The sequence below is a fragment of the Serratia sp. SA088 genome (assembly GCF_049065515.1).
Taxonomy (GTDB): domain Bacteria; phylum Pseudomonadota; class Gammaproteobacteria; order Enterobacterales; family Enterobacteriaceae; genus Serratia; species Serratia nematodiphila.
On sequence record NZ_JBAKGW010000005.1, the window covers coordinates 1 to 22,227 of the forward strand.

Genomic DNA, 22,227 nt, shown 5'->3' on the forward strand with positions numbered 1-22,227 from the left:
AAACGGTCGCGGTCAGCCCAGTGCGGGTTAGTCGGGTTGTGGTTGAGGTAGTCACGCCACAGGACTTCGGCGATGTCCGCCATGCCCATAGGGGCCCCCGGGTGGCCGGAATTTGCTTTTTGTACGGCGTCCATGCTGAGTGCGCGGATGGCGTTGGCAAGCTCTTTACGAGAGGACATGTTTTACTCCAGGTCGGATAAAAAAAGCAGTCAAGTTCCCTATTTTCTCAGACTCCACATCACAACGGCAATCCCTAATGCCAAATGAGAGCGAGTTCACCACTTATTAGCACGATTGGACGCTTTTTCGGAATAACACCATTCTCGCTCCGGCTGGCGTACACTAGGCTCTTGCGACACGATTTCCTCCAGGCAAAATGACTCTTTTACCTTGTTACCTTCACAGGAAGATGGCGTTATGAAAATTCGTACCTCTTTGATTGCGTTGGGCATTGCCACCCTGGCAACCGGCTGTCAAAACCTGAATACCGAAACCCTGATGCAGTCCGGCGCGCAGGCGTTCCAGGCGGCGACCCTGAGCAACAACGACGTTAAGGCCCTGAGTGATAAATCCTGCGCCGAGATGGACAGCAAGGCACAAATCGCGCCGGCCGACAGCACCTATGCCAAGCGCCTCAACAAAATCGCTGCGGCACTGGGCGACAACATCAACGGCACCCCGGCCAACTACAAGGTCTACGTGACCAAAGACGTCAACGCCTGGGCGATGGCCAACGGCTGCATTCGCGTCTACAGCGGCCTGATGGACATCATGAACGACAACGAAGTGGAAGGCGTGCTGGGCCACGAAATGGGCCACGTGGCGCTGGGCCACACCCGTAAAGCGATGCAGGTGGCTTACGGCACCGTGGCGCTGCGCACCGCGGCGTCCTCCGCCGGCGGCGTCATCGGCTCGCTGTCGCAGTCGCAGCTGGCGGATATCGGCGAGAAGCTGGTCAGCGCCCAGTTCTCGCAGAAGCAGGAAAGCGAAGCGGATGATTACTCGTTCGATCTGCTGAAAAAACGCGGTATCGATCCGAACGGCCTGGCCACCAGCTTCGAAAAACTGGCCCAAATGGAAGCCGGTCGTCAGAGCAGCATGTTCGACGATCACCCGTCTTCCCAAGCGCGCGCGCAGCACATTCGCGATCGCATCGCGGCAGAGAAATAACCACGAGAACGCCCGGCAACCGCCGGGCGTTTTTTTATCGTCTCAATACAGCGTTTTCTGCGGCGGCCCGGCGAAGGTCAGCGGCCCGACCTGCTTCATGTCCACCTCGACCACCGACGGTCCCGGGTAATTGATCGCCTCGGCCAGCACGCCGTTGAACTGCGACGCCGCGTCCACCTTCCAGGCTTTCAACCCCATCGCTTCGGCGATCTGGGTAAAGGCCGGCGTATGCAGCTCGTTGTAATACTGGCGCCCGGCGAAATACTTGTCCTGAATGCCACGCATCACGCCATAGCCGCCGTCGTTCATGATCAGCAGGGTGATGTTCACCTGTTCCTGCGCCATGGTCGCCAGTTCCCCCAGGCCCAGCGCCAAACCGCCATCGCCCACCAGCCCCACCACCTTGCGCTGCGGGTTGGCAATCGCGGTGCCAATCGCCATCGGCAGCCCCATGCCGATAGCGCCGGCCAGCGAGTGAATGTTGCACAGCGGCGAGATCGCACGGAACAGACGGCTGCCCCAGACGCTGCCGGAAACGGTGATATCGCGCACCAGCAATCCGTCCTGCGGCAGTGCGGCGTCGATGGCGTCATTGAGTTTGGCGTATTCACCGGACTGCTGGCGCAGCGCGCTCTCCGCCTGCTGCACCGCCCCCGCGATTTCGGCATCCCACTCGGCGTTGACCTTTTCGCCGGGGGCCAACCGCGCCGCCAGCGCCGCCAGCAGCGCCGCGCAGTCGCCGTTGATCTGCTCATCGGCCAGGTAGTTGCGGTTGGCCGCCGCCGGATCGATGTCAATCTGCACCAGCGGGCGCGGCAGCGGCAGCGTCCAGGTGCGGGTTTCATTACTGCGCAGCCGTGAACCGGCCACCAGCGTCAGATCGCACTGCGTCAGGATCGCCTCGATGCTCGGCGAGTTGTGGAACGCCCGCAGGCTGCGCGGATGGCTGTCCGGCAGAATGCCGCGCCCGTGGGTGCTGGAGATCACCGCCACGCCGGCGTCCGCCAGCTTGCGCACCGCATCGCCGCAGGCCAAGGCGCCGCCGCCTAACCAAAGCAGCGGACGCTTGGCCTGTTTCAGCCGCTGATGCAGCCGTTCCACCGCCGCATCGTCCGCCTTCGGCAATGGCGCCGGCGCCAACGGCTCGGTCAGCACCGAACGGGACACCAGGCTGCTTTGAATATCGATCGGGATCTCGACCGCCACCGGGCCGCAGGGCACGGTTTGCGCATCCAGGATCGCTCGCTGGATCACCGCCACCGCCTGCTCCGGCGAATTTACACGGTAAGCGCGCTTGGAGCAGGCGCGCAGGAAGCCGAGCTGATCGCGGGTTTCATGAATAAAACCGGCGTCGGCATCCAGATAGGCTTTTTCCACCTGGCCGGTGATATGCAACAGCGGCGTGTTGGCGTTGAGCGCCTCAATCATCGCCCCCACCGCGTTGCCGGCGCCGGCGCCGGTGCTGGTCAACGCCACGCCCAGGCCGGAGAAGCGCCCGTGCGCGTCGGCCATGGTGACCGCCCCCGCTTCGCCGCGCGCCGGCACGAAGCGAATTTTATCGCGCTGCCCCACCGCATCGGCGATCGGCAGATTATGAATCGAAATGATGCCGTACATCGCCGACACCGCGTACTGTTCCAGAGTCCGGGCTATCGCCTCGCCAACCGTGATTTTATCGCTCATCATCTGCCTTCTTAGGGTAATCGTTATTAGGGTTATGCGTAGAGGTGTCGGCCTAGTCGCTCCAGCGGTTCACCTGATGGCTCAGCGCCAGATACACGCTTTTCTGCTGCATGTAGGCCTTGATGCCGTTCAGGCCCTTTTCGCGGCCCAACCCGCTCTCCTTGAAACCGCCGAACGGCGTGGAAATCGAGAACGTTTTGTAGGTATTGACCCAGACGGTGCCGGTTTCCAGCCGCTCCGCCAGCGCCATCGCGCGAGGGAAGTCGCGGCTCCAGATGCCGGCCGCCAGGCCATACACCGAGTCGTTGGCCTGTTCGATCAGCTGTTGCTCGTCGTCGAACGGCAGCGCCACCAGCACCGGGCCGAAGATCTCTTCCTGGCAAACGCGGGCGTCGTTGTTCAAGCCTTCAATAATGGTCGGCAGGTAATAGCTGCCGCTCGCCAGTTGCGGATCGGCCGGCGCTTCGCCGCCGATGACCACCCGGCCGCCCTCCTGCCGCGCCAGCGCCACGTAGTCCGCCACGCTTTGCCGATGTTTGGCGCTGATCAGCGGGCCAAGATGCACGCCCGGCACCAGCGGGTTGCCGATGCGCAATCCCGCGCTCAGTTCGGTCAAGCGCGCCAGCAGCGGCTGATACAGCGAACGGTGTACGAACAGGCGCGAGCCGGCGATGCACGCCTGGCCGGCGGAGCTGAAAATGCCGTAGCAGATGCCGCGCGCCGCCTGTTCCAGATCGGCGTCCTCCAGCACGATGGTCGGCGATTTGCCCCCCAGCTCCAGCGAGGTGGGGATCAGCTTGTCGGCGGCGATGTGCGCCAAATGGCGCCCGGTGCTGGTCCCGCCGGTAAAGGAAATCTTCTTCACCAGCGGATGGCGCGCCAACGCCTCGCCGATCACCGAACCTTTGCCCGGCAACACGCTGAGCAGCCCGGCCGGCAGTCCCGCCTGTTCGAACAGCTCGGCCAGCTTCAGCGCCATCAGCGGCGTGGCTTCGGCCGGTTTGAGCACCACCGCGTTGCCCGCCGCCAGCGCCGGCGCCACCTTCTGCATTTCGCTGGCGATCGGTGAGTTCCACGGCGTAATGGCGGCGATCACTCCCATCGGTTGATACTGGCTGAGGGTCATCACCTCGGCGCTGCGCGGGGTCGGCAGCTCGCCTTCCAACACCTCGCAGGCGGCGGCGAAATAGCGCGCGGTCGCCGCCGCGCTGGCCACCAGGCCGCGGGTTTCCGCCAGCGGTTTGCCGTTGTCGCGAGTCTGTAGCTCGGCCAGCTGTTCCTGCTGCGCCAGGATCAGGTTGCTGACGCGGTAGAGAATCGAGGCGCGTTGGTGCGGCACCAGTCCGCGCCACTCCGGCGCGCGCCAGGCGCGTTCCGCCGCTTCCACCGCCTCGTTCACGTCCTCGACGTTAGCGGCGCGCAGCCGCGCGTTGACGCTGCCATCGGCCGGGAATACCGAAGCCATCTCTTCGCCACGCCCTTCACGCCAGCGCCCGGCGACAAAAATATTCAATCGTTCCATGCTCCGCTCCTGCCGTTCAGGCAATAAAACCGCCGTCCACCAGACGGCGGCAGGCTTGTACCCCGCTCAGCGCCGCCAGGGTTGATGTTTTGGGATTGCTCGCCAGCGGGTTACCGCTCAGCTCAATGTGAAACTCGCCAAAGTCGCCGCACACCTGCAGGCGATGGGTATTGCGCCGGGTGGCGGGATCGACCTGCAGGCGCACCCGGGTGGCGTCCATCCCCAGACCGTTGAGCGCAATAGTGGCCGCCACGTTGGCATTGGCCGGGAACAAACGCGCCGCTTCGCGCGCCGAGCCTTCAAAAAATACCTGCGCCTCGCGCACCGCATCGAGGTCGATCAGTTGCTCCGCCGGGCTGCCGCGCCAGCTGGCCGGGCTCTTGCTGGCCTGATAGGTCACGCTCTCCAACCCGCCTTCACGCGCCGACGCCAGCCCGTCCATCCCCGCCACCGCGCCGGACAGCACGATCAGTTGCCCGTGATGGCTGCGGCAAACCTGCTGCAGCCGCTGTTGCAATGCGGCGTCCGCCAGCGCGCCGGTCGAGATCACCGCCAGCGGCCAACCGCGCTGCAGCACCGCCTCGCCAAACTCCGCCACCGCCTGCTGGCTGGCGCACTCCAGCACCAAATCCGGCCGCTGCGAACACTGCTCCGGATGGGTCAGCGCCTGCACCCGCCCGCCAAAGGCCTCGGCGATCGCCGCATGATGAGCTGCGCGCGCCAGGATCCAGCCGACCTCCACGCCTTCAGGCAAACGGGCGATCACTTCCTTCGCCATCGCGCCATAGCCAATCATCATGATCTTCTTCATCTTTTTCGGCCCCTGTTACACATGACGGTTAAAGCCGCCGGAAACGTCCAGCGCCGCGCCGGTGGTAAAGGAAGCCAGCGGTGAAGCGAGGAACAGCAGCGCCTGCGCCGGCTCCTGCGGCTTGCCGAGGCGCTTCATCGGGATGCCGCGGCGTTCGGCGATCGCCGCCGTCCACTGCTCCCAGCTTTGATCTTTATCGCTGCGATCGTCGAAACGGCGGCGCCACTGGCCCGACTCCACCATCCCCAGCAAGATCGAGTTAACGCGAATGCCTTTGCCCACCAACTCTTTCGACAGCGTCAGCGTCATGTTGAGCAGCGCGGCACGCGCCGCCGAGGTGGCGATCATGTGCTCTTCCGGCTGCAGCGCCAGCAGCGAGTTGACGCAGGTGATAGACGCGATCGCCGATCGTTCCAGCGCCGGTAAGAACGCCTGCACCGGGTTGATCACGCCGAACAGCTTCAGCTCGGCCTCATGCAGCCAGGCTTCGCGCGGCGTCTGGTCAAAATGGGCGACGAAGCCCTGACCGGCGTTGTTGATCAGCAGATCCACGCCGCCGAAATGCGCCGTCACCTGAGCGGCGAACTGCGCCACCTGCTGCGCGTCCAGTACGTCACAGCGCAGCGCCAGGATATCCGCCTGCGGGAAGTCCGCGCGCAGGCTGGCTGCTGCGCCGGCCAGTTTGTCCGGATCGCGGCCGCAGAACGCCACTTTCGCCCCTTCGGCCAGCAGCAGCTTCAGGGTTTCGAAACCGATGCCCGACGAGCCGCCGGTCACCACCGCCACCCGATCCTCAAGCTGAAAATTCATCGTTGGATTGCTCCCGTAAAGTCCCGCAGATAGCGGTTGAAACACGCCGGCGCATCGAGGTAGCTGGCATGACCGGCGGCGGCGATCAGACGCAGCGCCGCGTCCTGTTCACCCGCCAGCTCGGCCGCCTTCTCCGGTGGCGTAATGCGATCCTGTTCGCCGCACCACACCTCCAGCGGGCCGCGATAGCGCGCCAGATAGCGGCCGATATCATCGTTGGCCAGCATCCAGGCGGCACTCAGAAAACCGTCGGGATCGAGCTGCTGCATGCCGTTGCGCACCCAGGCGATATCCTGCGGATCCGCCCCTTCACGCAGCAAGGCCGCCGCCCGCTGCTCGCCGTAGCCCACCGGCCCCAGCGTCTCTATCATCTGCTGGCGCTGGCCGTACACCTGCCGACGCTTTTCCTCCGGCGCCGTGGCATAGCCCTGCGCCGGATCCGCCAACACCAGCCCGCACAGCCCATCCGGATAGCCGGCGGCATAGGCGCTGCCGATCAGCGCCCCCAGCGAATGGCCGACGATCAGCGGCTGCACCAGCTGCAGCTCATCAATCAGCGCCGCCAACGCCGCCGCATAACCGGCGGCATCGGCCTGCGGATCCGCCAACGGCAGGCTGCCGCCGTAGCCCGGCGCATCCCACGCCACCAGACGGTGGCCGTCCGTCAGGCCGCTGTCGTTGAACTGCTTGATCCACGAGGCGGATCCGGAGCTGATGCCATGCAGCAACACCACCGGCCGCCCCTGCCCGGCCTCGCGCCAGCTAAGGGTGTACGCCCCGCAGCGCGCCCGTTGGCGTTGCGCCAGGCCGTTCATCAGTTGCGCTTCACTTTGGACAGCGGGTGATCCGCCGGATAGGTCGGGATCTCCGGCTTGGCGGTGCCGAGCATCACGCACATCAGCGCCTCTTCCTCGCCGTGGTTGAACAGGCCGCGATACACCCCCGCCGGCACCGAGATCAGATCGCGCTCTTTCAGCCTGGTTTCGTAATACTCTTCGCCATCCTGAATCATCAGCGTGATGCTGCCTTTCAGCATGAAGAACACTTCTTCCACGTCGTCATGCAGGTGCAGCGGGCCCTCGCACTTCGAAGGCAACACCATGGTGGAGAAGGTGAAGTTGCCTGCCGGAATGGTGTTGGCATCGCTGGCCACGCCGGTGGCGCCGGTGCCGATGTAACGCATCTGCGCGCGGCGGTATTTCGGGTCGAAGTCGGCCTGGAATTTCAGCGCGTTCCAGTCATATTTGCGGCCCTCGAAACGGGCGATGCGCGACTCCACCCAGTTTTCCATCGACAGATCCTGCGGCTTGACGCCGGCTTTGTTCTCAACCTGAGACATGTTGTCACTCCTCTGTTGAATCGATTGATTAATCAGTACTTTCTCAGCAACGGCAGCAGAATGAGGCAGCCGACGAAAGCCATCACCACCAGGAACAGCAGGCCGTTATCCATATTGCCGGTGGCGGCGATCAGCGCCCCCATCAGCACCGGCGCCAGCGCACCGGCAAAATTGCCCAACCCGTTGAAGATGCCGCCGGCGGTGGCGCTCACCTTGCTGCTGGTGGCCTTCGCCAACAGCGCGAAAATATTCGGCGCGCCGGCGCCCCACATAAAGGTGCTGAAGGCCATGGCGGCGATCACGCTGTAGGTACCCTGCAGGTGCAACACCACCGCCAGACCGAGGCCGGCACCGCACAGCGACAGGAAGCAGGCCAGCGCGCGGCGATCCAGCTTGTCCGACAGCCAGGCGCCCAGAACTTCGCCGAGCAGCATGGCGATGAACGGCAGCGAAGAGAGGTAACCGGCATGCTCCAGATGAATGCCTTTGCCCTTGATCAGGTAGCTCGGCAGCCAGCCGTTCATGCCCCACAGGTAGGTCAGGAAGGCGATGTTGAACAGGCAAATCATCCAGAAATGCGGACTGCGCAACAGCTCGCGGCGGTGCTGTTTGCGTTCGGACACCGCCGGCTTGGCCGCCGCCGCCGGACGCGCGACGTTCAGGTGGCGCATGCCGAACAGCACCAGCAACATCACCGGCAGCGTCAGAAACGCCATAAAGAAGAAGGTGGCCTGCCAGTCGAAGGTATTGAGGATGTACAGGGTGACCGGGAAGCCGAGCGCGGCCCCCAGCGGCGTGCCGAGCAACCACAGCATGGTGGCGCGCGCCTGCAGCTGCGGCGGGAAAGCCTGACGAATAATGGCGTAGGCCATCGGCAGCAGCGGCCCTTCGGCGATGCCGAGCAGGATGCGCAGCGTCATCATGGCGTGATAGGAACGCACCAGCCCCATCAACACCATCAGCACGCCCCACACCACCATCATGCCAATCAATACCTTGACCGGATTAAGCCGATCGCCGATGCCGCTGAGCAGCATGGAGGAAATGCCGTAGGAGAACAGAAACGCGCTCATCAGCAAGCCCAGCCGCGCCGGGTCAAAACCGATGCCCAACGCCTGCTGAAACTCGGCGTCGGAAAACAGCGCCGCGATGCTGATCTTGTCGAAAAAAGCCAGCAGCACGCAGGCAAACAGCGCGATCGGTACCGACCAGCGCACCCGCTGCTGCGGATTTTCGGCAACGGTTTCCCCCGCCCGTCCAGCGCGGGCGTCAATGTCTTGCGTAGTCATAAAACGCTCCCGAGGTTCGGGCGTTATTTCAACGCCATCAAAGAAAACTCCGCATCCGCCAGTTGCTGCGGATCCAGCACCCGGCCACTCGCCAACCAACGCTTGCCGAGCTTGATGGTGCGCGCGTCGTTGAACGCCACCATCTGCACCAGCTGCCGATCGGCGTTCAGCGTGAAGAACACCTGCGACTGCGGCGTGCGGCGCACCACATGGTGCACACCGCCGCTCGGCACGCCGAGGATCTGGATATTGACGTCATATTGATCCGACCACAGCCAGGCCACGTCGTCATACGGGGCGGCGAAGGCGTCGAGCATCGCGCAGGCGGTGCTGATGGCCTGATTTTGCGCGTAGGCCCAGGACTGCAGGCACAGGCCAAGCGTCGGGTGACGCGCCACATCGCCCGCGGCGAAGATCGCCGGATGGCTGGTGCGCCCCTGGCCGTCGACCACAATGCCGGACTCGATCGCCAGCCCGGCGCTGCGCGCCAGTTCGAGATTCAGCTCGACGCCGATCCCCACCACTACCAGATCGAAGGTTTGCGGATCGCTGGCTTCACTGCCGATCCAGGCGGCGCCATCGCGATCTTCCAGCGAGATCTCGCCGCAGCCGCACAGCACCGTGACGCCCTGCCGGCGATGCAGTTCGAGCAACGCCTGTGAGACATCGGTGCCGACGCTGCGCATGCACAGCGCAGGCTGGCGTTCAAACACCGTCACCTCGGCGCCGAGACGGCGCGCGGAAGCGGCGATCTCCAGCCCGATCCAACCGCCGCCGACGATAGCCAGGCGACGGCAGCCCTGCAGCCCCTGCCGCAACCGGGCCGCATCGTCCCAGGAACGCAGCGTCATCACGCGCGAGTGCTGCGCCCAGGCGGCGCTCGGCAAACGCGGCCGCCCGCCGGTGGCGATCAGCAACTGCTCGAACTGCAGCCGTTGCCCGTCGCTGAGCGTAACGATTTGCTGTTCAGCGTCGATGGACTCGGCGCGCAGCGGGCGGCGCCAGTCGATATTCAGCTCAGCCACCGTCTGTTCGCTGAACAGCCGGCTGAGGGGTGCCGCGGCATCCAGCAGCGCCGCTTTCGACAGCGGCGGCCGCTCGTAAAAATCGTAGGGTTCGTCGCTGACAACCGTCAGCCGGCCGCTGTAACCCCGGTCGCGCAGCGTCTTGGCCGCCCAACCGCCGGCCTGGCCGCCGCCGACGATGACGATGCCCGCCTGCTCCGGCCGGTTCATAAAGCCTCCGCCTTTTTATGCTGGCGGCGCGTGTCGTGATCGATGCCGCCCTCTACCGCCCATTCGGTGAAGGAGACCAGCGAATGTTCCAGCTCGCGCGGCTGCCAGTTTTCCGTCAGATAATCGTCGTTGGTGTAGTACTCGAACGCGCCGCCGGTCGGGCTGTTGACGTACCAGAAATAGGCCGAGGAGATCGGGTGACGGCCGGGGCCGATAAAGGTGCTCCACTGCTCTTTGTTCATGGCAATGCCGCCGCCGATCACTTCATGGATATCGCGCACGGTGAACGCCACGTGGTTCAGGCCGCGTGGGCGGTTCGGCAGCTTCAGCAGGAACAGGTTATGGTGGCCGCCGCGCGCCTGGGTGCGCAGGAAGACGGCGCGATCGATATAGCGATCGGAAACCTGGAAATCCAACAGCTCGCGGTAGAAACGCTCGGTCGCCGCCAGATCTTCAACGAAGAACACCACGTGGCCAATGTTGATCGGCTGCGCCTGCGAATAGACCGGGCTGGGTTGATCGATGCGGCGCACGTCGCCCCATTGGTTGATCGGCGTGACCGGCACCTCGACCGCCTGCTGGCGGCTGACGACGAAGCGCAGCGTCATGCCGTTGGGATCGAGGCACTCCAGCTCTTCTCCCACCTGACGGAAGCCGGGCATCAGCGCCAAACGCGGCTGCAGGCGCGCCAGATCGGCGGGCGAGGCCACGCCCCAGGTCATGCGGCGCAGGGTGGAACCGCCTTCAAACGCCGCAGGCAGCGCCGCGCTTTGCAGCGGATGCAGGACAACCCGCGCCCCGCTCAGGGTAGTGAATTCGCGCTGCGCTTCGCCCCAATGTTGCGTGGCGGACTGCAGGCCGAAGTCTTGCATGAATTTTTCGCAGGTTGGCAGATCTTCGACGCCAAATTCCAGTTTTTCGATTCCGATTACGCTCATTGTTCAGCCTCACGTTCTCGCTGCATACGGTTTTCAGGCATGAGTGAACCCCGGCCCCTGTTTGCTACGGGGCTTGTCCCTGCCTGAGTAAAAGAGTCGGTCCTGTCGGTTAGCCGACGTTGGCCTGCGGCGGCGCGCCGAGGAAGCCGGAAATTTTCTCCGCCGCGTCGCGCACTTCCATGCGCAGCCGCTCGCGATCCGCTTTCGGGATCTCATCGGACGGCACCATGATGCTGACCACCGCCTCGACCCGCTGCTCGCGGTTGAAGATCGGGTAGACAATCGAGGAGATGCCGTGGCGGAAGAACGATTCGCCGATCACATAGCCGCGCGCCTTGTCTTGCTGCACCATCTGCCACAGCGTTTCGCGATCCGCCGGAGTGCCCGGCGCATTGCCCGGCAGCTGCGCGTCTGGATACAGTTGTTCGAACTCGCTGCGAGTCGCGCTGGTCAACAACATGCGGCCGAGCGAGGTTTGGTGCACCGGCAAGCGGGTGCCGACGCTGACCTGATTGATCTGCGAACCGGCGGCGCTGACGCGGGCGATATAGATCACGTCACGCCCGTCGCGGATCGCCAGATGGCTGCTGCACTGGCTGCGATCGCGCAACTGCTCGATCACCGGCTGGCCGGCCTGCGCCACGTCCAGCGACGCGATATATTCGAAGCCGAGGCGCAGCACCTTGATGCCGAGCGCAAAGGTGTTGGTGCGCGGATTGCGCTCCAGAAAGCCCAGGTGTTCGAGCGTCTGCACCACGCGATAAGCGGTGGCCTTCGGCATATCGACCAGGCGATGCAACTCGGCGAAAGTCATCTCCTTATGCTGCTCGCCAAACGCCAGCAGCAACTGCAACCCGCGATCCAGCCCCGGGATCAGATATTTACATGCTTGCTCGTCCGCCATCTCTCGCTCCTGCGCTGTGCGCCTGCCCTGCGGGCCGTCAGTTGAATACGAAGCCGCCGTTGACCGGCAGCAGTTGACCGGTGACGAAATCCGCCAGCGGCGACAGCAGATAAAGCACCGTACCGTTCACATCGTCCGGGTGCTGCGCCCCGGCCAACGCGCGCCCCTGCTCGTACAGCTGGTGGCGCTCGGCGGGGACATACTCGGTAGCTTCCACCCGCGTCAGGCCCGGCGCGATGGCGTTGACGCAGATGCCCTGCGGACCCAGCTCACGCGCCATCGATCGGGTCATCGCGATCAGCGCGCCTTTGCTGGCGACATAGGCCATCAGGCGCGGCGCGCCCCACAGCGCGGTGTCCGACGCCACGTTGACGATCTTGGCGTGCGGGTTGCGCGCCAGCAGCGGCACCGCCGCCTGGCTCACCAGCCAGGTGCCGCGCACATTGACCTGCATCACCCGATCCCACAGTTCGATATCGTATTCCATCATGGTTTTGCCGCCGACGCCGGTCGCCAGCGCCGCGTTGTTCACCAGGCCGTCGATCCCGCCGCCGGCGGCGATCTTCTCGAACGCCGAACGGATCGAATCCGGTGACGCCAGATCGATGGTTTGCGTTTCCACCTGAGCGCCCTGCTCACGCAGCGCGGCGCCGCTCGCCGCCAGCTCATCCGCCAAAATGTCGCACATCACCACCTGCGCGCCGGCAGCGGCGATGGCGGTGGCGAAGCTGTAGCCCAGGCCGCGCGCCGCGCCGGTGACCACGATGCGTTTACCGTTCAGCAGGCCGTTCACTGCGCCGCCTCCCGCTCGCGCAGCGTCGCCAGCTGTTTTTGCGCCTCTTTCTGCATCAGGCGGCGCAGACGAGAAAGACCGACGTCGTGCTGGTACAGATATTCGCGGCCGCGGGCGTTAGGCGCCATGTTCTCAAGCACGATGCGATCCTGCTCGAGCACGTCCCAATGCAACGATTCCAGACGATTGCGGTACATGAAGCGCCACATGTCGCGCTGCCAGTCCTTGACCTTACGAATGCGCCAGAAGAATACCCGGCAGTGATCCTTGTCCTCCGGCACCACCATGCCGATGATCCAGAAGTGACCGCCCGGCCCGAAGCGCTTCTTGTACGGGATCGACAGGCGCATCCAATACGCGCCGCTGTTGCCGAATTCCACCCAGTCGAAGTTGACGCCGATCTGGCCGTTTTTCTTGAAGATGAAGCCGCTGTCGGTCGGCTCCAGCGCCATGTCCGCCTTGCGATCCCCTTCCGCCATCGAGTGTGAAGAGGAGTGCAGGTAGGTGCCGTGCATCGGATCCATCACGTTTTCCAGGGCGTACTGGTAGTTGCAGTTCCAGCTGGCGGTGCACAGAAAATGACTGTACGACGCTTCGTCCGCCAGCTCTTGCGGGAAAGTCAGCTCCGCCGGCGCTTCATCCGCCGTCACGCCGAAATAGAGGAACACCGCGCCATAGGCTTCTTTGGCCGGGTAAGATCGCAGGCATTTTTGCCCCACCAGCGGGCAGCGATCCACCGCCGGCACGTCTTTCACCGTCCCGTCGCCGCCGACTTCCACCCCGTGATACCAACAGGCGATGCGATCGCCGAGGTTCCACCCCATGGAAAGCCGCGCGCCACGGTGCGGGCAGCGGTCTTCCAGCGCATGGATCTGGCCTTCAGCGTCGCGCCACACCACGATTTGCTGCTCCAGGCGGGTGATACCAACCGGGTTGTTGCCCACTTCCCAGCTGGCCAGCACCGGATACCACATGCCGCGCAGCCCCTGGTCAAGATAGTCCTGCAAGCTCTGTTCGGAGGATGTTGTGTTTGCTGTCATTGTCTTCTCCCGGGTGTCGCTCAGAAACCGTTAACGTGAAGGAATTCGCGGAACGTCGCCTCATTCCACGGCTGGCCGCTGCGATCGAACAGACGACGCTGATTCAACGCGCTGACGATCTGCTCCAGCTCTTCCGCCCCCTGATCGAAGATCGTTTCCAGCGCCGCCACCAGGGCGGTTTCGAAGCCGTCCGGCACCCGGGCGCGGTTTTGCCAGATGACATTGCGGAACTGGCCCGGCTGATGGATTTGACCGTTGCCGCCTTCGCGGGCCGGCGTCACCTGTTGGGTGTCCGGCAGCCAGGGATTGAAATCGGTGATGTGCTGCATGATTACTCCTCCGCGATAAAAGTGATCTGGATTTGGTTGTCGACCACCCGGGTGGGATAGGTTTGCAGATCGCGGCCGCCCGGCTCGCGCAGGCACTGGCCGGTACGCACGTCAAACAGCGCTTCGTGCAGCGGGCACTCAACCTTGCCGTCGTCTACAAACCCCTGGCTGAGCAAGGCATAAGCATGCGGGCAGACGTCTTCCAGCGCGTAGTAGTTACCGTCGAGCAGGTACACCCCGATCTCCTTTCCTTCCACTTTGCCGGAGAAAGGAAAATCTTCTTTCACCTGAGACACTTCGCACACATTCTTCCAGCTCATTGCTTTTATCCTCTATCTGATTGTTTCATATATGAAACTCAGTTTCTTATTTAATACAGCCACTATAAGTCTGGCGAAACTTTCGTCAAGCGAGCGGAACAGCAAATGTTAATGAAAGGTTGTTTAAAAATGACAAATGCGGGAAAGATCACGAAATCATGCACCGATATGAAAAACCTATGTCAGTTGTGCGCTCCCTCGCTAATTTATGGCAAAAAATGCGTTGATCCCGGCGGCGTATTGCGCGTAAAAGTGTTTTCTCTCGTCTTTTACACCCTATTTGATAACAATAAATTTACATCAATCAGCCCCATCCCCGCGTTTGCGCCAAATGGCATCCTCGGGTGAGTTTACTGCTGCCTGAATTCGTCAACCGCTCGCACTGAGGAACGCGCCGTGCAACAACGTCAACGCTGGTTTGGGGTGATCGCCCTGCTGTTTCTGATCGTTATCGCCTATGCGGATCGAGTTAATATCGCCGTGATGTTGGTCAATCCCGACTTCCTGCAACACTTTCAACTCGGCGGTGACCGCGCTCACCAGGGCACGCTGATGACGGTGTTTTTACTCGGTTACGGCCTCTCCGCCATGTTGCTGACGCCGTTTCTGGAAACGCTGATGGGTTACCGCCGCGCGCTGACGCTGAGCGTGGTGCTGTGGGCGCTGCTCACCGCCGCCTCGCCGCTGGCGGGATCGCTGCTGTTGCTGTGCGTGGTGCGCGCGCTGCTTGGCGTCAGCGAAGGGCCGCTGTTCTCGCTGAAAACCATGTACATCAGCGATCATTTCGCCGCCGACGAGCGCGGCAAGCCCAACGCGGTCAGCGCGCTGGGCGTCTCGTTGGGGCTGGTGATCGGCTTTCCGCTGGTGAGTTTTCTGATGGCGCACTTCGGGTGGGCGATGTCGTTTCACCTGCTGGCTCTGCTCAACCTGCTGTTGGGCCTGATGCTGGTGCGGCTGTTCGTTCATCCGCTCGCCTTATCTTCATCTTCACGCCCCGCCGATCCGCAACCGGTGCTAAGCCGCGTCTGGCACACCTTTGCGCTGGCCTGGCGCACGCCGATGCTCGGCTGGATCCTGCTGATCGAGATCGCCACGCTCAGTTACCTGTGGGGCTCCAGCGCCTGGCTGCCGGCTTACCTGACAGATGAAAAGGGGTTCTCCATCAAGCAAATGGGCTGGATGGCCGCGCTGCCTTTCATCGTCAGCATCGCCTCCAAATACCTCGGCGGCGCGTTGCTCGATCGCATCCGTCCTTATCAGGCACCGCTGATCTTCGTCTTTGGCGGCGCGGCGACCGCACTGTGCATCTATGGCGTAATGAACAGCCATCAGCTTGGCTGGATCGCCTTCTTTCTGCTGGCGGCCAACGCCTGTTGGGGCGTGCAGGGCGCGGCGATCCCCACGCTGCTGCAGCATTATGCGCGGCCGGAGGCGGTCGGCAGCGCCTATGGGCTGATCAACGGCATCGGCAATCTGTTCTCGGCGTTTGTGCCGATGGTGATGGGCATGGTGATGGCCAGCCAGGGTAAGGTGTCTTCAGGCTTTGCGGTGCTGATCGCTTCGCAGCTGCTGACGCTGCTGGCCGGCGGCGCGTTGTTTGGCCGCATGTTGCTGGCGCGGCAGGTGAAGCGGGCATAACCCCGTTCCCCTCTCCTCCGTAGCGGAAAACCGAATGCTTTAAGTGGGTGCTCAGGGATCTGGACGCCAACAACCAGCAGACGGGGGACATCCCCCGTCGCCGGGTTGCCTTACCGTTCGGATTCGTAAGCCAAAATGGCCGCAACCTCCGTAGTGCCCGATCGGATACGCAGTTCACACAGCGTGCTGCGCGTTATCCATGCCAGTGATATTACCGTGGCACAAATAACCACCAATTTTAACAGGCTCCGTTTGTTCGGCATCATGCCTTCTTCTCCTTGCCTCGCGGCGGGTAAGAGGCTAACTTAACGTTGTCTGGCGTTAGAGTTGGCCTCGGGTTGATGAATATCGACTCGGGGCTTTTCTCTTTGTATCTTTCGCAGAAGCTCCAGAGACAAAGATCCAGAGCACCCGCGCGCAGTATATTCATCCACCCCGCTATCCCGGCTCCCTTTTTCCTGACTCTTTTTCATTTCTGCGCAGGATTGCGCAAAGGCGTTGCAACAGGCTGAAAATCGCAGTGCGGATGGCGACAAACGAAATAAAAAAAGCGGAGATTGATGACAAACCTCATGCCATTGCTGGGCTTGCACAGAGAAACGTATAAAAAACAAATAAAATTAATTTATTAACTTTCTGTTGATGACCGCAAGGGAGGAAAAACCGAAAGCGTTGAGAGGGTGCTCAGGGATCTGGACGCCAACAACCAGCAGACGGGGGACATCCCCCGTCGCCGGGTTGCCTTACCGTTCGGATTCGTAAGCCAAAATGGCCGCAACCTCCGTAGTGCCCGATCGGATCCGCAGCTCACACAGCGTGCTGCGGGTTATCCATGCCAGTGATATTACCGTGGCACAAATAACCACCAATTTTAACAGGCTCCGTTTGTTCGGCATCATGCCTTCTTCTCCTTGCCTCGCGGCGGGTAAGAGGCTAACTTAACGTTGTTGGGCGTTAGAGTAGGCCTCGGGTTGATGGATATCACTCGGGGCTTTTCTCTTTGTACCTTTCACGCAGGCTCCAGATACAAAGATCCAGAGCACCCGCGCGCAGTATATTCATCCACCCCGCTATCCCGGCTCCCTTTTTCCTGACTCTTTTTCATTTCTGCGCAGGATTGCGCAAAGGCGTTGCAACAGGCTGAAAATCGCCGCGCGGATGGCGACAAACGAAATAAAAAAAGCGGCCCCAATTCGATGGGAGCCGCTTTTTCAGCGAGGCGTGGCCTGGCGTCAGGCGTGTTTCTTGGCCGCCTGCAGGTACAGCATCTCCAGACCCAACGTCGCCGCGGCCAGCGCGGTGATCTCGGACTGGTCATAAGCCGGCGCCACTTCCACTACGTCCATGCCGACAATGTTCAGCGACTGCATGCCGCGCACCAGTTTCAGCGCGCGATCGGAGGTCAGCCCGCCGATCACCGGCGTGCCGGTGCCCGGTGCGAACGCCGGATCCAGACAGTCGATATCGAAGGTCAGGTACACCGGCATATCGCCGACGATGCCTTTGATCTGCGTCAGCAGGTCGTCCACGCTGCGATCGTTCACCTGCGCGGCGTCCAGTACGGTAAAGCCGTTGTCATGATCGAACTCGGTGCGAATGCCGATCTGCACCGAGTGATGCGGATCGATCAGGCCTTCGTTCGGCGCATGATAGAACATGGTGCCATGGTCGAACTTGCTGCCGTTGGCGTAGGTATCGGTATGGGCGTCGAAGTGCACCAGCGCCAGCTTGCCGAAATGCTTGGCGTGCGCGCGCAGCAGCGGCAGGGTGACGAAGTGGTCGCCGCCGAACGAGAGCATCCGCTTACCGGCCTTCAGCAGTTTCTCCGCGTGCGCCTGCAGCTTGTCGCTCATGTCCTGCGCATCGCCGAAGTTGAACACGATGTCGCCGCAGTCAACCACATTCAGGCGATCGCGCAGATCGAAGCTCCACGGCCAACGATTGCCTTCCCAGGCCAGGTTGGTGGACACCTGACGGATGGCCGCCGGGCCATGACGGCCGCCGGCGCGGCCGGAGGTCGCCATGTCAAACGGAATGCCGGTGATGACCCACTCTGCATCGCTGTCGTAAGGCATGAAGTTCAGCGGAAAGCGCAGGAAACCAAAGGCGTTGGACACTAATGAATTATCGGACTGATGGCCTAAGGTGCTCATAGTAAACCCTCGTAGTTCAACAAGTTGCCGGGCGCAGACGCCGGGCCGTTACAAAAAAAAATCCCTCCCGCGTCGTTAGCCCGACGAGAAAGGGATTTATTCGATGTGTGTTTCGGTGCTACCGATACGGCAGATTATGGCCGCATTTTGTTCGTGCTTCAAGGGGGCCGACATCGCCCCCCTGAAGAGGGCGGTTACTCGTCTTCCAGATACGTGTAGCCGTACAGGCCGGCTTCAAACTCTTCCAGGAACTGCGCCTGCAGCTCGCTGTCCAGATCGGTTTCTTTGACCTGATCGCGGAATTTGGACAGCAGCGCGCTCGGATCGAGCTGCACGTACTCCAGCATGTCCGCCACGGTGTCGCCCTCGTCGGACAATTCGGTCTCGACGCTGCCGTCCGGGAACACGTACACGTCAACCGAGGCGGTGTCGCCGAACAGGTTGTGCATGTTGCCGAGGATCTCCTGATACGCACCGACCATGAAGAAGCCCAGCGCCGGCGGGTTCTCCGGATCGTACGGCGGCATCGGCATGGTGGTCGCCACGCCGTCGCCGTCGACGTAATGGTCGATGGTGCCGTCGGAATCGCAGGTGATGTCGAGCAGCACCGCACGGCCTTCCGGCGGCTTATCCAGCCCTTCCAGCGGCAGCACCGGGAACAGTTGATCGATACCCCAGGCATCCGGCATCGACTGGAACAGCGAGAAGTTGACGTAGAACTTGTCCGCCATGCGCTCTTGCAATTCGTCGATGATCGGGCGGTGCGCGCGGTTGCTCGGATCGAGCTGCTGCTGGATCTTGTTGCAGATGTTCAGATACAGCTGCTCGGCCCAGGCGCGCTTGGTCAGGTCCAGCATGCCGTGCGCGTATTGGGTATGCACGTCGTGCAGATCCATCTGGCTGTCGTGCAACCATTCGCGCAGCGAGCGGCGGTTTTCCGGCTCGTTCATTTCCAGCCAGGTTTCCCACATGCTTTCCAGCGCGCGCGGCGCATCGGCTTCCGGCGGCTGCGGTTCGCTGAATTCGTTGCGCTCTACGCCGATCACATTGGAGACCAGCACCGTGTGGTGCGCGGTCACGGCGCGGCCGGACTCGGTGATCACCGTCGGGTGCGGCAGGCCGTGTTCGTTACAGGCGTCGCCGATGCCCCAAATCACGTTGTTGGCGTATTCGTTCAGGCCGTAGTTGACCGAGCAATCGGACTGCGAACGGGTGCCTTCGTAGTCGACGCCCAAACCGCCGCCCACGTCGAAGCACTGAATGTTGACGCCCAGCTTGTGCAGCTCAACGTAGAAGCGCGCCGATTCGCGCACGCCGGTGGCGATATCGCGAATGTTGGCCAGCTGCGAGCCCAGGTGGAAGTGCAGCAACTGCAGGCTGTCGAGACGGCCCGCTTCGCGCAGGGTCTCCACCAGCTTCAGCACCTGCACCGCCGCCAGACCGAATTTGGACTTTTCGCCGCCGCTCGACTGCCATTTGCCGGAGCCTTGCGACGCCAGACGCGCACGCACGCCCAGGCGCGGTATGACGTTCAAGCGTTCGGCTTCTTCCAGCACCAGGTTGATCTCGGACATCTTTTCGATCACCAGGTACACCTTGTGCCCCAGTTTTTCCCCGATCAGCGCCAGGCGAATGTATTCACGATCTTTATAACCGTTACAGACGATCACCGAGCGGGTCATGCCGGCATGCGCCAGCACCGCCATCAGCTCGGCCTTGGAGCCGGCTTCCAGCCCCAGCGGTTCGCCGGAATTCACCAGCGATTCAATCACGCGGCGATGTTGGTTCACCTTGATCGGATACACCAGGAAATAGCCGCCCTGGTAACCGAAGGACTCGCGCGCGCGTTTGAACGCGGCGTTGATCGAACGCAGGCGATGCTGAAGGATCTGCGGGAAGCAGAACAGCGCCGGCAGACGTTGGCCATCTTGCTGGCGCGTTTTCACCAGTTCTGCCAGATCGACGCGCGCCTGCGGGACATCCGGATCCGGGCACACGCTGATATGGCCCAGCTCGTTGACGTCATAGTAATTGTTGCCCCAGTAGGCGACGTTATAAGTACGCAGCATCTTGCTGGCATTACGATCATTCATGGCAACCTCCTGCATGGAGCGCAAAGATAAAGACTCGCCCGCAACCGGCGGACGGTGAATCAACAGATCATCAGACATGGTTCGCCTCACATTCCGTACTGACGAAACCGTCAGCCACTATCGCAGCTACAACCCGCGAGAACAACCCAACAAGCCGCGCCGGCGGCAGCGAAGAGAACTGCCGTTCGCGGTCAGCGATCGGTTTATCACTCATATAATTGTAAGACACCCTGTTCAAACCTCGTGAATCGGGCCAAGAAACATCCCACAGGAAGGCTGCAGGCTACCCTTGTTCAGTTCTTCAGACGACCGTTAGCCGGCCCGAGAATCCTGAGTAGCGGCCAAGTGTTTATCGCACCTGGTAAGTGACAGAGAGACAAGACGGGAAATAGCAGAAGAATGTGCGCCAGAACGGCACTGCTGTTGAGAACCAACAACCGGTAGACAACGGATCATTAATCCAACCACCTCCACGCGCGCCGTTCGGAGTGAACGACCCAGCCTCTAAAATAGTGTAAGAACGTGACCGTTCGATGAAGCGGCGGCGCCATGGCGAACGCCCGCGACGGATAATAGCGCAATGCCGGCGAATGCAAAGCGGAAGTTTATCGTACCTTCCCCCACGCCAGACCGCCGTACTGTGCAGCAAATGAACCGCGCGCGCAGTTTATACCGGTAAGCAGGTGAAAAAGCAAAATGAAAATTCGCCGAAAACTGTTTCAAGCGATGAAAATGGCGCCAACCCGTTTGCGCAAAAGAGCGAAAGCGCAAAAAATTACTGGCAATCTGGCTAAACCCTGACCTAAAATAGACGTCCAGATGTTAATCCATCTATACTGGTTAACTGATAAACTGCTTAACGGCTTTGCCTGAGGGGCGTTGCAGGATGCATCTCGCGCCATCAGCGGAAGACCCTTCGCTTCGATGCCGGATCTCCAGCGCTGTGCAGTAATTTCTAACCCGTCTTATGCAAGGTAAAGAACACAATGGCTAAACACCTCTTCACGTCCGAATCCGTCTCCGAAGGGCATCCCGATAAAATCGCCGATCAGATCTCCGATGCCGTCCTCGACGCCATCCTGGAACAAGATCCGAAGGCGCGCGTCGCCTGCGAAACCTACGTGAAAACCGGCATGGTCCTGGTCGGCGGTGAAATCACCACCAGCGCCTGGGTCGATATCGAAGAGATCACCCGCAAGACCGTGCGCGAGATCGGCTACGTTCATTCGGACATGGGCTTTGACGCCAACTCCTGCGCAGTATTGAGCGCCATCGGCAAGCAATCCCCGGATATCAATCAGGGCGTTGACCGTACCGATCCTCTCGAGCAGGGCGCCGGCGATCAGGGCTTGATGTTTGGCTACGCCACCAACGAAACCGACGTGCTGATGCCTGCGCCTGTCACCTACGCGCACCGTCTGGTGCAGCGCCAGTCCGAAGTGCGTAAAAACGGCACCCTGCCGTGGCTGCGCCCGGACGCGAAGAGCCAGGTGACCTTCCAATACGACGACGGCAAAATCATCGGCATCGACGCCGTGGTGCTGTCCACTCAGCATTCCGAAGACATCGCGCTGAAAGATCTGCAAGAAGCGGTGATGGAAGAGATCATCAAGCCGGTACTGCCGGCTGAATGGCTGACGGCGGGTACCAAATACCACATCAACCCGACCGGCCGTTTCGTTATCGGCGGCCCGATGGGCGACTGCGGCCTGACCGGCCGTAAGATCATCGTCGACACCTACGGCGGCATGGCTCGCCACGGCGGCGGCGCCTTCTCCGGTAAGGATCCGTCCAAGGTTGACCGTTCCGCGGCTTACGCGGCGCGCTACGTGGCGAAAAACATCGTCGCCGCCGGCCTGGCCGATCGCTGCGAGATCCAGGTTTCTTACGCTATCGGCGTAGCGGAACCGACTTCCATCATGGTGGAAACCTTCGGTACCGAGAAAGTGCCAACCGAACAGCTGACGCTGCTGGTGCGCGAATTCTTCGATCTGCGCCCATACGGCCTGATCCAGATGATGGATCTGCTGCAGCCGATCTACCGCGAAACCGCCGCCTACGGCCACTTCGGCCGCGAGCACTTCCCGTGGGAAGCGACCGACAAGGCTGAGCTGCTGCGCGATGCCGCCGGCCTGAAATAAGCCCCGACATCAACATGAA

The 22,227-nt window shown here is 61.9% G+C and carries 22 protein-coding genes; 3 read left to right on the top strand and 19 right to left on the bottom strand.

Going from position 1 to position 22,227, the window contains the following annotated elements; translation table 11 throughout:
• Nucleotides 1-179: hypothetical protein (locus tag ACOWVD_RS13905; RefSeq protein ID WP_181421390.1), on the bottom strand; the 179-nt coding region annotated here is incomplete at its 3' end.
• Nucleotides 180-417: 238 nt separating this feature from the next.
• Between ACOWVD_RS13905 and ACOWVD_RS13910 the strand changes: the two genes are divergently transcribed.
• Nucleotides 418-1,170, top strand: coding sequence for a M48 family metallopeptidase (locus tag ACOWVD_RS13910; protein WP_004937650.1), 753 nt, complete (start codon nt 418-420; stop codon nt 1,168-1,170).
• 42 nt (nt 1,171-1,212) lie between these two features.
• Here the strand turns inward: ACOWVD_RS13910 and ACOWVD_RS13915 are convergent, their stop codons facing one another.
• From ACOWVD_RS13915 to ACOWVD_RS13980, 14 genes are all read right to left on the bottom strand, one after another.
• Entirely contained in the window at nt 1,213-2,853 is a 1,641-nt protein-coding gene (locus tag ACOWVD_RS13915) for a thiamine pyrophosphate-binding protein (protein ID WP_021504733.1), read from the bottom strand.
• A gap of 52 nt (nt 2,854-2,905) precedes the next feature.
• Nucleotides 2,906-4,375: an aldehyde dehydrogenase gene (locus ACOWVD_RS13920; RefSeq protein WP_004937646.1), complete on the bottom strand. Its 1,470-nt coding sequence runs from the start codon at nt 4,373-4,375 to the stop codon at nt 2,906-2,908.
• A gap of 16 nt (nt 4,376-4,391) precedes the next feature.
• Complete coding sequence (locus ACOWVD_RS13925; protein ID WP_421105634.1) at nt 4,392-5,186, bottom strand: aspartate dehydrogenase; 795 nt, start codon at nt 5,184-5,186, stop codon at nt 4,392-4,394.
• A gap of 15 nt (nt 5,187-5,201) precedes the next feature.
• Complete coding sequence (locus tag ACOWVD_RS13930; protein WP_004937639.1) at nt 5,202-5,996, bottom strand: SDR family oxidoreductase; 795 nt, start codon at nt 5,994-5,996, stop codon at nt 5,202-5,204.
• Nucleotides 5,993-6,811 carry an alpha/beta fold hydrolase gene (locus ACOWVD_RS13935; protein ID WP_075686191.1) on the bottom strand — a complete coding sequence of 273 codons (819 nt, stop codon included), beginning with the start codon at nt 6,809-6,811 and terminating at the stop codon, nt 5,993-5,995. Before ACOWVD_RS13935 ends, ACOWVD_RS13930 begins: the two co-directional genes overlap by 4 nt.
• Nucleotides 6,811-7,335 (bottom strand): cupin domain-containing protein, encoded by a 525-nt coding sequence (locus ACOWVD_RS13940; protein WP_004937634.1) that lies wholly within the window; start codon nt 7,333-7,335, stop codon nt 6,811-6,813. The genes ACOWVD_RS13935 and ACOWVD_RS13940 overlap by 1 nt, the downstream gene beginning before the upstream one ends.
• A 32-nt stretch (nt 7,336-7,367) precedes the next feature.
• Nucleotides 7,368-8,624, bottom strand: coding sequence for an MFS transporter (locus tag ACOWVD_RS13945; RefSeq protein WP_015379009.1), 1,257 nt, complete (start codon nt 8,622-8,624; stop codon nt 7,368-7,370).
• Nucleotides 8,625-8,647: 23 nt separating this feature from the next.
• The gene (locus ACOWVD_RS13950) at nt 8,648-9,859 is read right to left on the bottom strand and encodes an NAD(P)/FAD-dependent oxidoreductase (protein WP_421105635.1); all 1,212 of its coding nucleotides are present in this window, start codon (nt 9,857-9,859) and stop codon (nt 8,648-8,650) included.
• Nucleotides 9,856-10,797, bottom strand: a complete 942-nt coding sequence (locus ACOWVD_RS13955) for a VOC family protein (protein ID WP_164095831.1) — start codon at nt 10,795-10,797, stop codon at nt 9,856-9,858. The genes ACOWVD_RS13950 and ACOWVD_RS13955 overlap by 4 nt, the downstream gene beginning before the upstream one ends.
• Before the next feature lie 109 nt (nt 10,798-10,906).
• Nucleotides 10,907-11,701 carry an IclR family transcriptional regulator gene (locus tag ACOWVD_RS13960; RefSeq protein WP_004937625.1) on the bottom strand — a complete coding sequence of 265 codons (795 nt, stop codon included), beginning with the start codon at nt 11,699-11,701 and terminating at the stop codon, nt 10,907-10,909.
• Nucleotides 11,702-11,738: 37 nt separating this feature from the next.
• Nucleotides 11,739-12,494: an SDR family oxidoreductase gene (locus tag ACOWVD_RS13965; RefSeq protein ID WP_049243188.1), complete on the bottom strand. Its 756-nt coding sequence runs from the start codon at nt 12,492-12,494 to the stop codon at nt 11,739-11,741.
• Entirely contained in the window at nt 12,491-13,534 is a 1,044-nt protein-coding gene (locus ACOWVD_RS13970) for an aromatic ring-hydroxylating oxygenase subunit alpha (RefSeq protein WP_033632121.1), read from the bottom strand. Before ACOWVD_RS13970 ends, ACOWVD_RS13965 begins: the two co-directional genes overlap by 4 nt.
• Before the next feature lie 20 nt (nt 13,535-13,554).
• Nucleotides 13,555-13,863, bottom strand: a complete 309-nt coding sequence (locus tag ACOWVD_RS13975; RefSeq protein WP_004937617.1) for a recombinase-like helix-turn-helix domain-containing protein — start codon at nt 13,861-13,863, stop codon at nt 13,555-13,557.
• Between the two features lie 2 nt (nt 13,864-13,865).
• Complete coding sequence (locus ACOWVD_RS13980; protein WP_004937614.1) at nt 13,866-14,183, bottom strand: non-heme iron oxygenase ferredoxin subunit; 318 nt, start codon at nt 14,181-14,183, stop codon at nt 13,866-13,868.
• Nucleotides 14,184-14,579: 396 nt separating this feature from the next.
• On the opposite strand from ACOWVD_RS13980, the gene ACOWVD_RS13985 reads away from it, so the two are divergent.
• Nucleotides 14,580-15,821 (top strand): MFS transporter, encoded by a 1,242-nt coding sequence (locus ACOWVD_RS13985; RefSeq protein WP_197764068.1) that lies wholly within the window; start codon nt 14,580-14,582, stop codon nt 15,819-15,821.
• A 110-nt stretch (nt 15,822-15,931) separates the two neighbouring features.
• Here ACOWVD_RS13985 and ACOWVD_RS13990 read toward each other — a convergent pair whose 3' ends face one another.
• The 4 genes from ACOWVD_RS13990 to speA all read right to left on the bottom strand — a co-directional run bounded on the left by ACOWVD_RS13990 (nt 15,932) and on the right by speA (nt 20,145).
• Nucleotides 15,932-16,084, bottom strand: coding sequence for a Hok/Gef family protein (locus ACOWVD_RS13990; protein WP_004937610.1), 153 nt, complete (start codon nt 16,082-16,084; stop codon nt 15,932-15,934).
• A 480-nt stretch (nt 16,085-16,564) separates the two neighbouring features.
• A complete protein-coding gene (locus ACOWVD_RS13995) occupies nt 16,565-16,717 on the bottom strand; it encodes a Hok/Gef family protein (protein WP_004937610.1) in 153 nt (50 codons plus the stop codon).
• 336 nt (nt 16,718-17,053) lie between these two features.
• On the bottom strand, nt 17,054-17,974 hold the full coding sequence (gene speB, locus ACOWVD_RS14000) for an agmatinase (RefSeq protein WP_004937606.1): 921 nt from the start codon (nt 17,972-17,974) through the stop codon (nt 17,054-17,056).
• Nucleotides 17,975-18,168: 194 nt separating this feature from the next.
• Nucleotides 18,169-20,145 (bottom strand): biosynthetic arginine decarboxylase, encoded by a 1,977-nt coding sequence (gene speA / locus ACOWVD_RS14005; protein WP_004937600.1) that lies wholly within the window; start codon nt 20,143-20,145, stop codon nt 18,169-18,171.
• 908 nt (nt 20,146-21,053) lie between these two features.
• Here speA and metK point away from each other — a divergent pair.
• Nucleotides 21,054-22,208 (top strand): methionine adenosyltransferase, encoded by a 1,155-nt coding sequence (metK, locus tag ACOWVD_RS14010; protein ID WP_049241925.1) that lies wholly within the window; start codon nt 21,054-21,056, stop codon nt 22,206-22,208.
• The last annotated feature ends 19 nt before the right edge of the window (nt 22,209-22,227 follow it).

What these genes read in the sequence shown, in the direction of transcription:
- ACOWVD_RS13910 (WP_004937650.1), top strand. Translation starts at nt 418, where the DNA reads ATGAAAATTCGTACCTCTTTGATTGCGTTGGGCATTGCCACCCTGGCA.
- ACOWVD_RS13915 (WP_021504733.1), bottom strand. Translation starts at nt 2,853, where the DNA reads ATGAGCGATAAAATCACGGTTGGCGAGGCGATAGCCCGGACTCTGGAA.
- ACOWVD_RS13920 (WP_004937646.1), bottom strand. Translation starts at nt 4,375, where the DNA reads ATGGAACGATTGAATATTTTTGTCGCCGGGCGCTGGCGTGAAGGGCGT.
- ACOWVD_RS13925 (WP_421105634.1), bottom strand. Translation starts at nt 5,186, where the DNA reads ATGAAGAAGATCATGATGATTGGCTATGGCGCGATGGCGAAGGAAGTG.
- ACOWVD_RS13930 (WP_004937639.1), bottom strand. Translation starts at nt 5,996, where the DNA reads ATGAATTTTCAGCTTGAGGATCGGGTGGCGGTGGTGACCGGCGGCTCG.
- ACOWVD_RS13935 (WP_075686191.1), bottom strand. Translation starts at nt 6,811, where the DNA reads ATGAACGGCCTGGCGCAACGCCAACGGGCGCGCTGCGGGGCGTACACC.
- ACOWVD_RS13940 (WP_004937634.1), bottom strand. Translation starts at nt 7,335, where the DNA reads ATGTCTCAGGTTGAGAACAAAGCCGGCGTCAAGCCGCAGGATCTGTCG.
- ACOWVD_RS13945 (WP_015379009.1), bottom strand. Translation starts at nt 8,624, where the DNA reads ATGACTACGCAAGACATTGACGCCCGCGCTGGACGGGCGGGGGAAACC.
- ACOWVD_RS13950 (WP_421105635.1), bottom strand. Translation starts at nt 9,859, where the DNA reads ATGAACCGGCCGGAGCAGGCGGGCATCGTCATCGTCGGCGGCGGCCAG.
- ACOWVD_RS13955 (WP_164095831.1), bottom strand. Translation starts at nt 10,797, where the DNA reads ATGAGCGTAATCGGAATCGAAAAACTGGAATTTGGCGTCGAAGATCTG.
- ACOWVD_RS13960 (WP_004937625.1), bottom strand. Translation starts at nt 11,701, where the DNA reads ATGGCGGACGAGCAAGCATGTAAATATCTGATCCCGGGGCTGGATCGC.
- ACOWVD_RS13970 (WP_033632121.1), bottom strand. Translation starts at nt 13,534, where the DNA reads ATGACAGCAAACACAACATCCTCCGAACAGAGCTTGCAGGACTATCTT.
- ACOWVD_RS13975 (WP_004937617.1), bottom strand. Translation starts at nt 13,863, where the DNA reads ATGCAGCACATCACCGATTTCAATCCCTGGCTGCCGGACACCCAACAG.
- ACOWVD_RS13980 (WP_004937614.1), bottom strand. Translation starts at nt 14,183, where the DNA reads ATGAGCTGGAAGAATGTGTGCGAAGTGTCTCAGGTGAAAGAAGATTTT.
- ACOWVD_RS13990 (WP_004937610.1), bottom strand. Translation starts at nt 16,084, where the DNA reads ATGCCGAACAAACGGAGCCTGTTAAAATTGGTGGTTATTTGTGCCACG.
- ACOWVD_RS13995 (WP_004937610.1), bottom strand. Translation starts at nt 16,717, where the DNA reads ATGCCGAACAAACGGAGCCTGTTAAAATTGGTGGTTATTTGTGCCACG.
- speB (WP_004937606.1), bottom strand. Translation starts at nt 17,974, where the DNA reads ATGAGCACCTTAGGCCATCAGTCCGATAATTCATTAGTGTCCAACGCC.
- speA (WP_004937600.1), bottom strand. Translation starts at nt 20,145, where the DNA reads ATGTCTGATGATCTGTTGATTCACCGTCCGCCGGTTGCGGGCGAGTCT.
- metK (WP_049241925.1), top strand. Translation starts at nt 21,054, where the DNA reads ATGGCTAAACACCTCTTCACGTCCGAATCCGTCTCCGAAGGGCATCCC.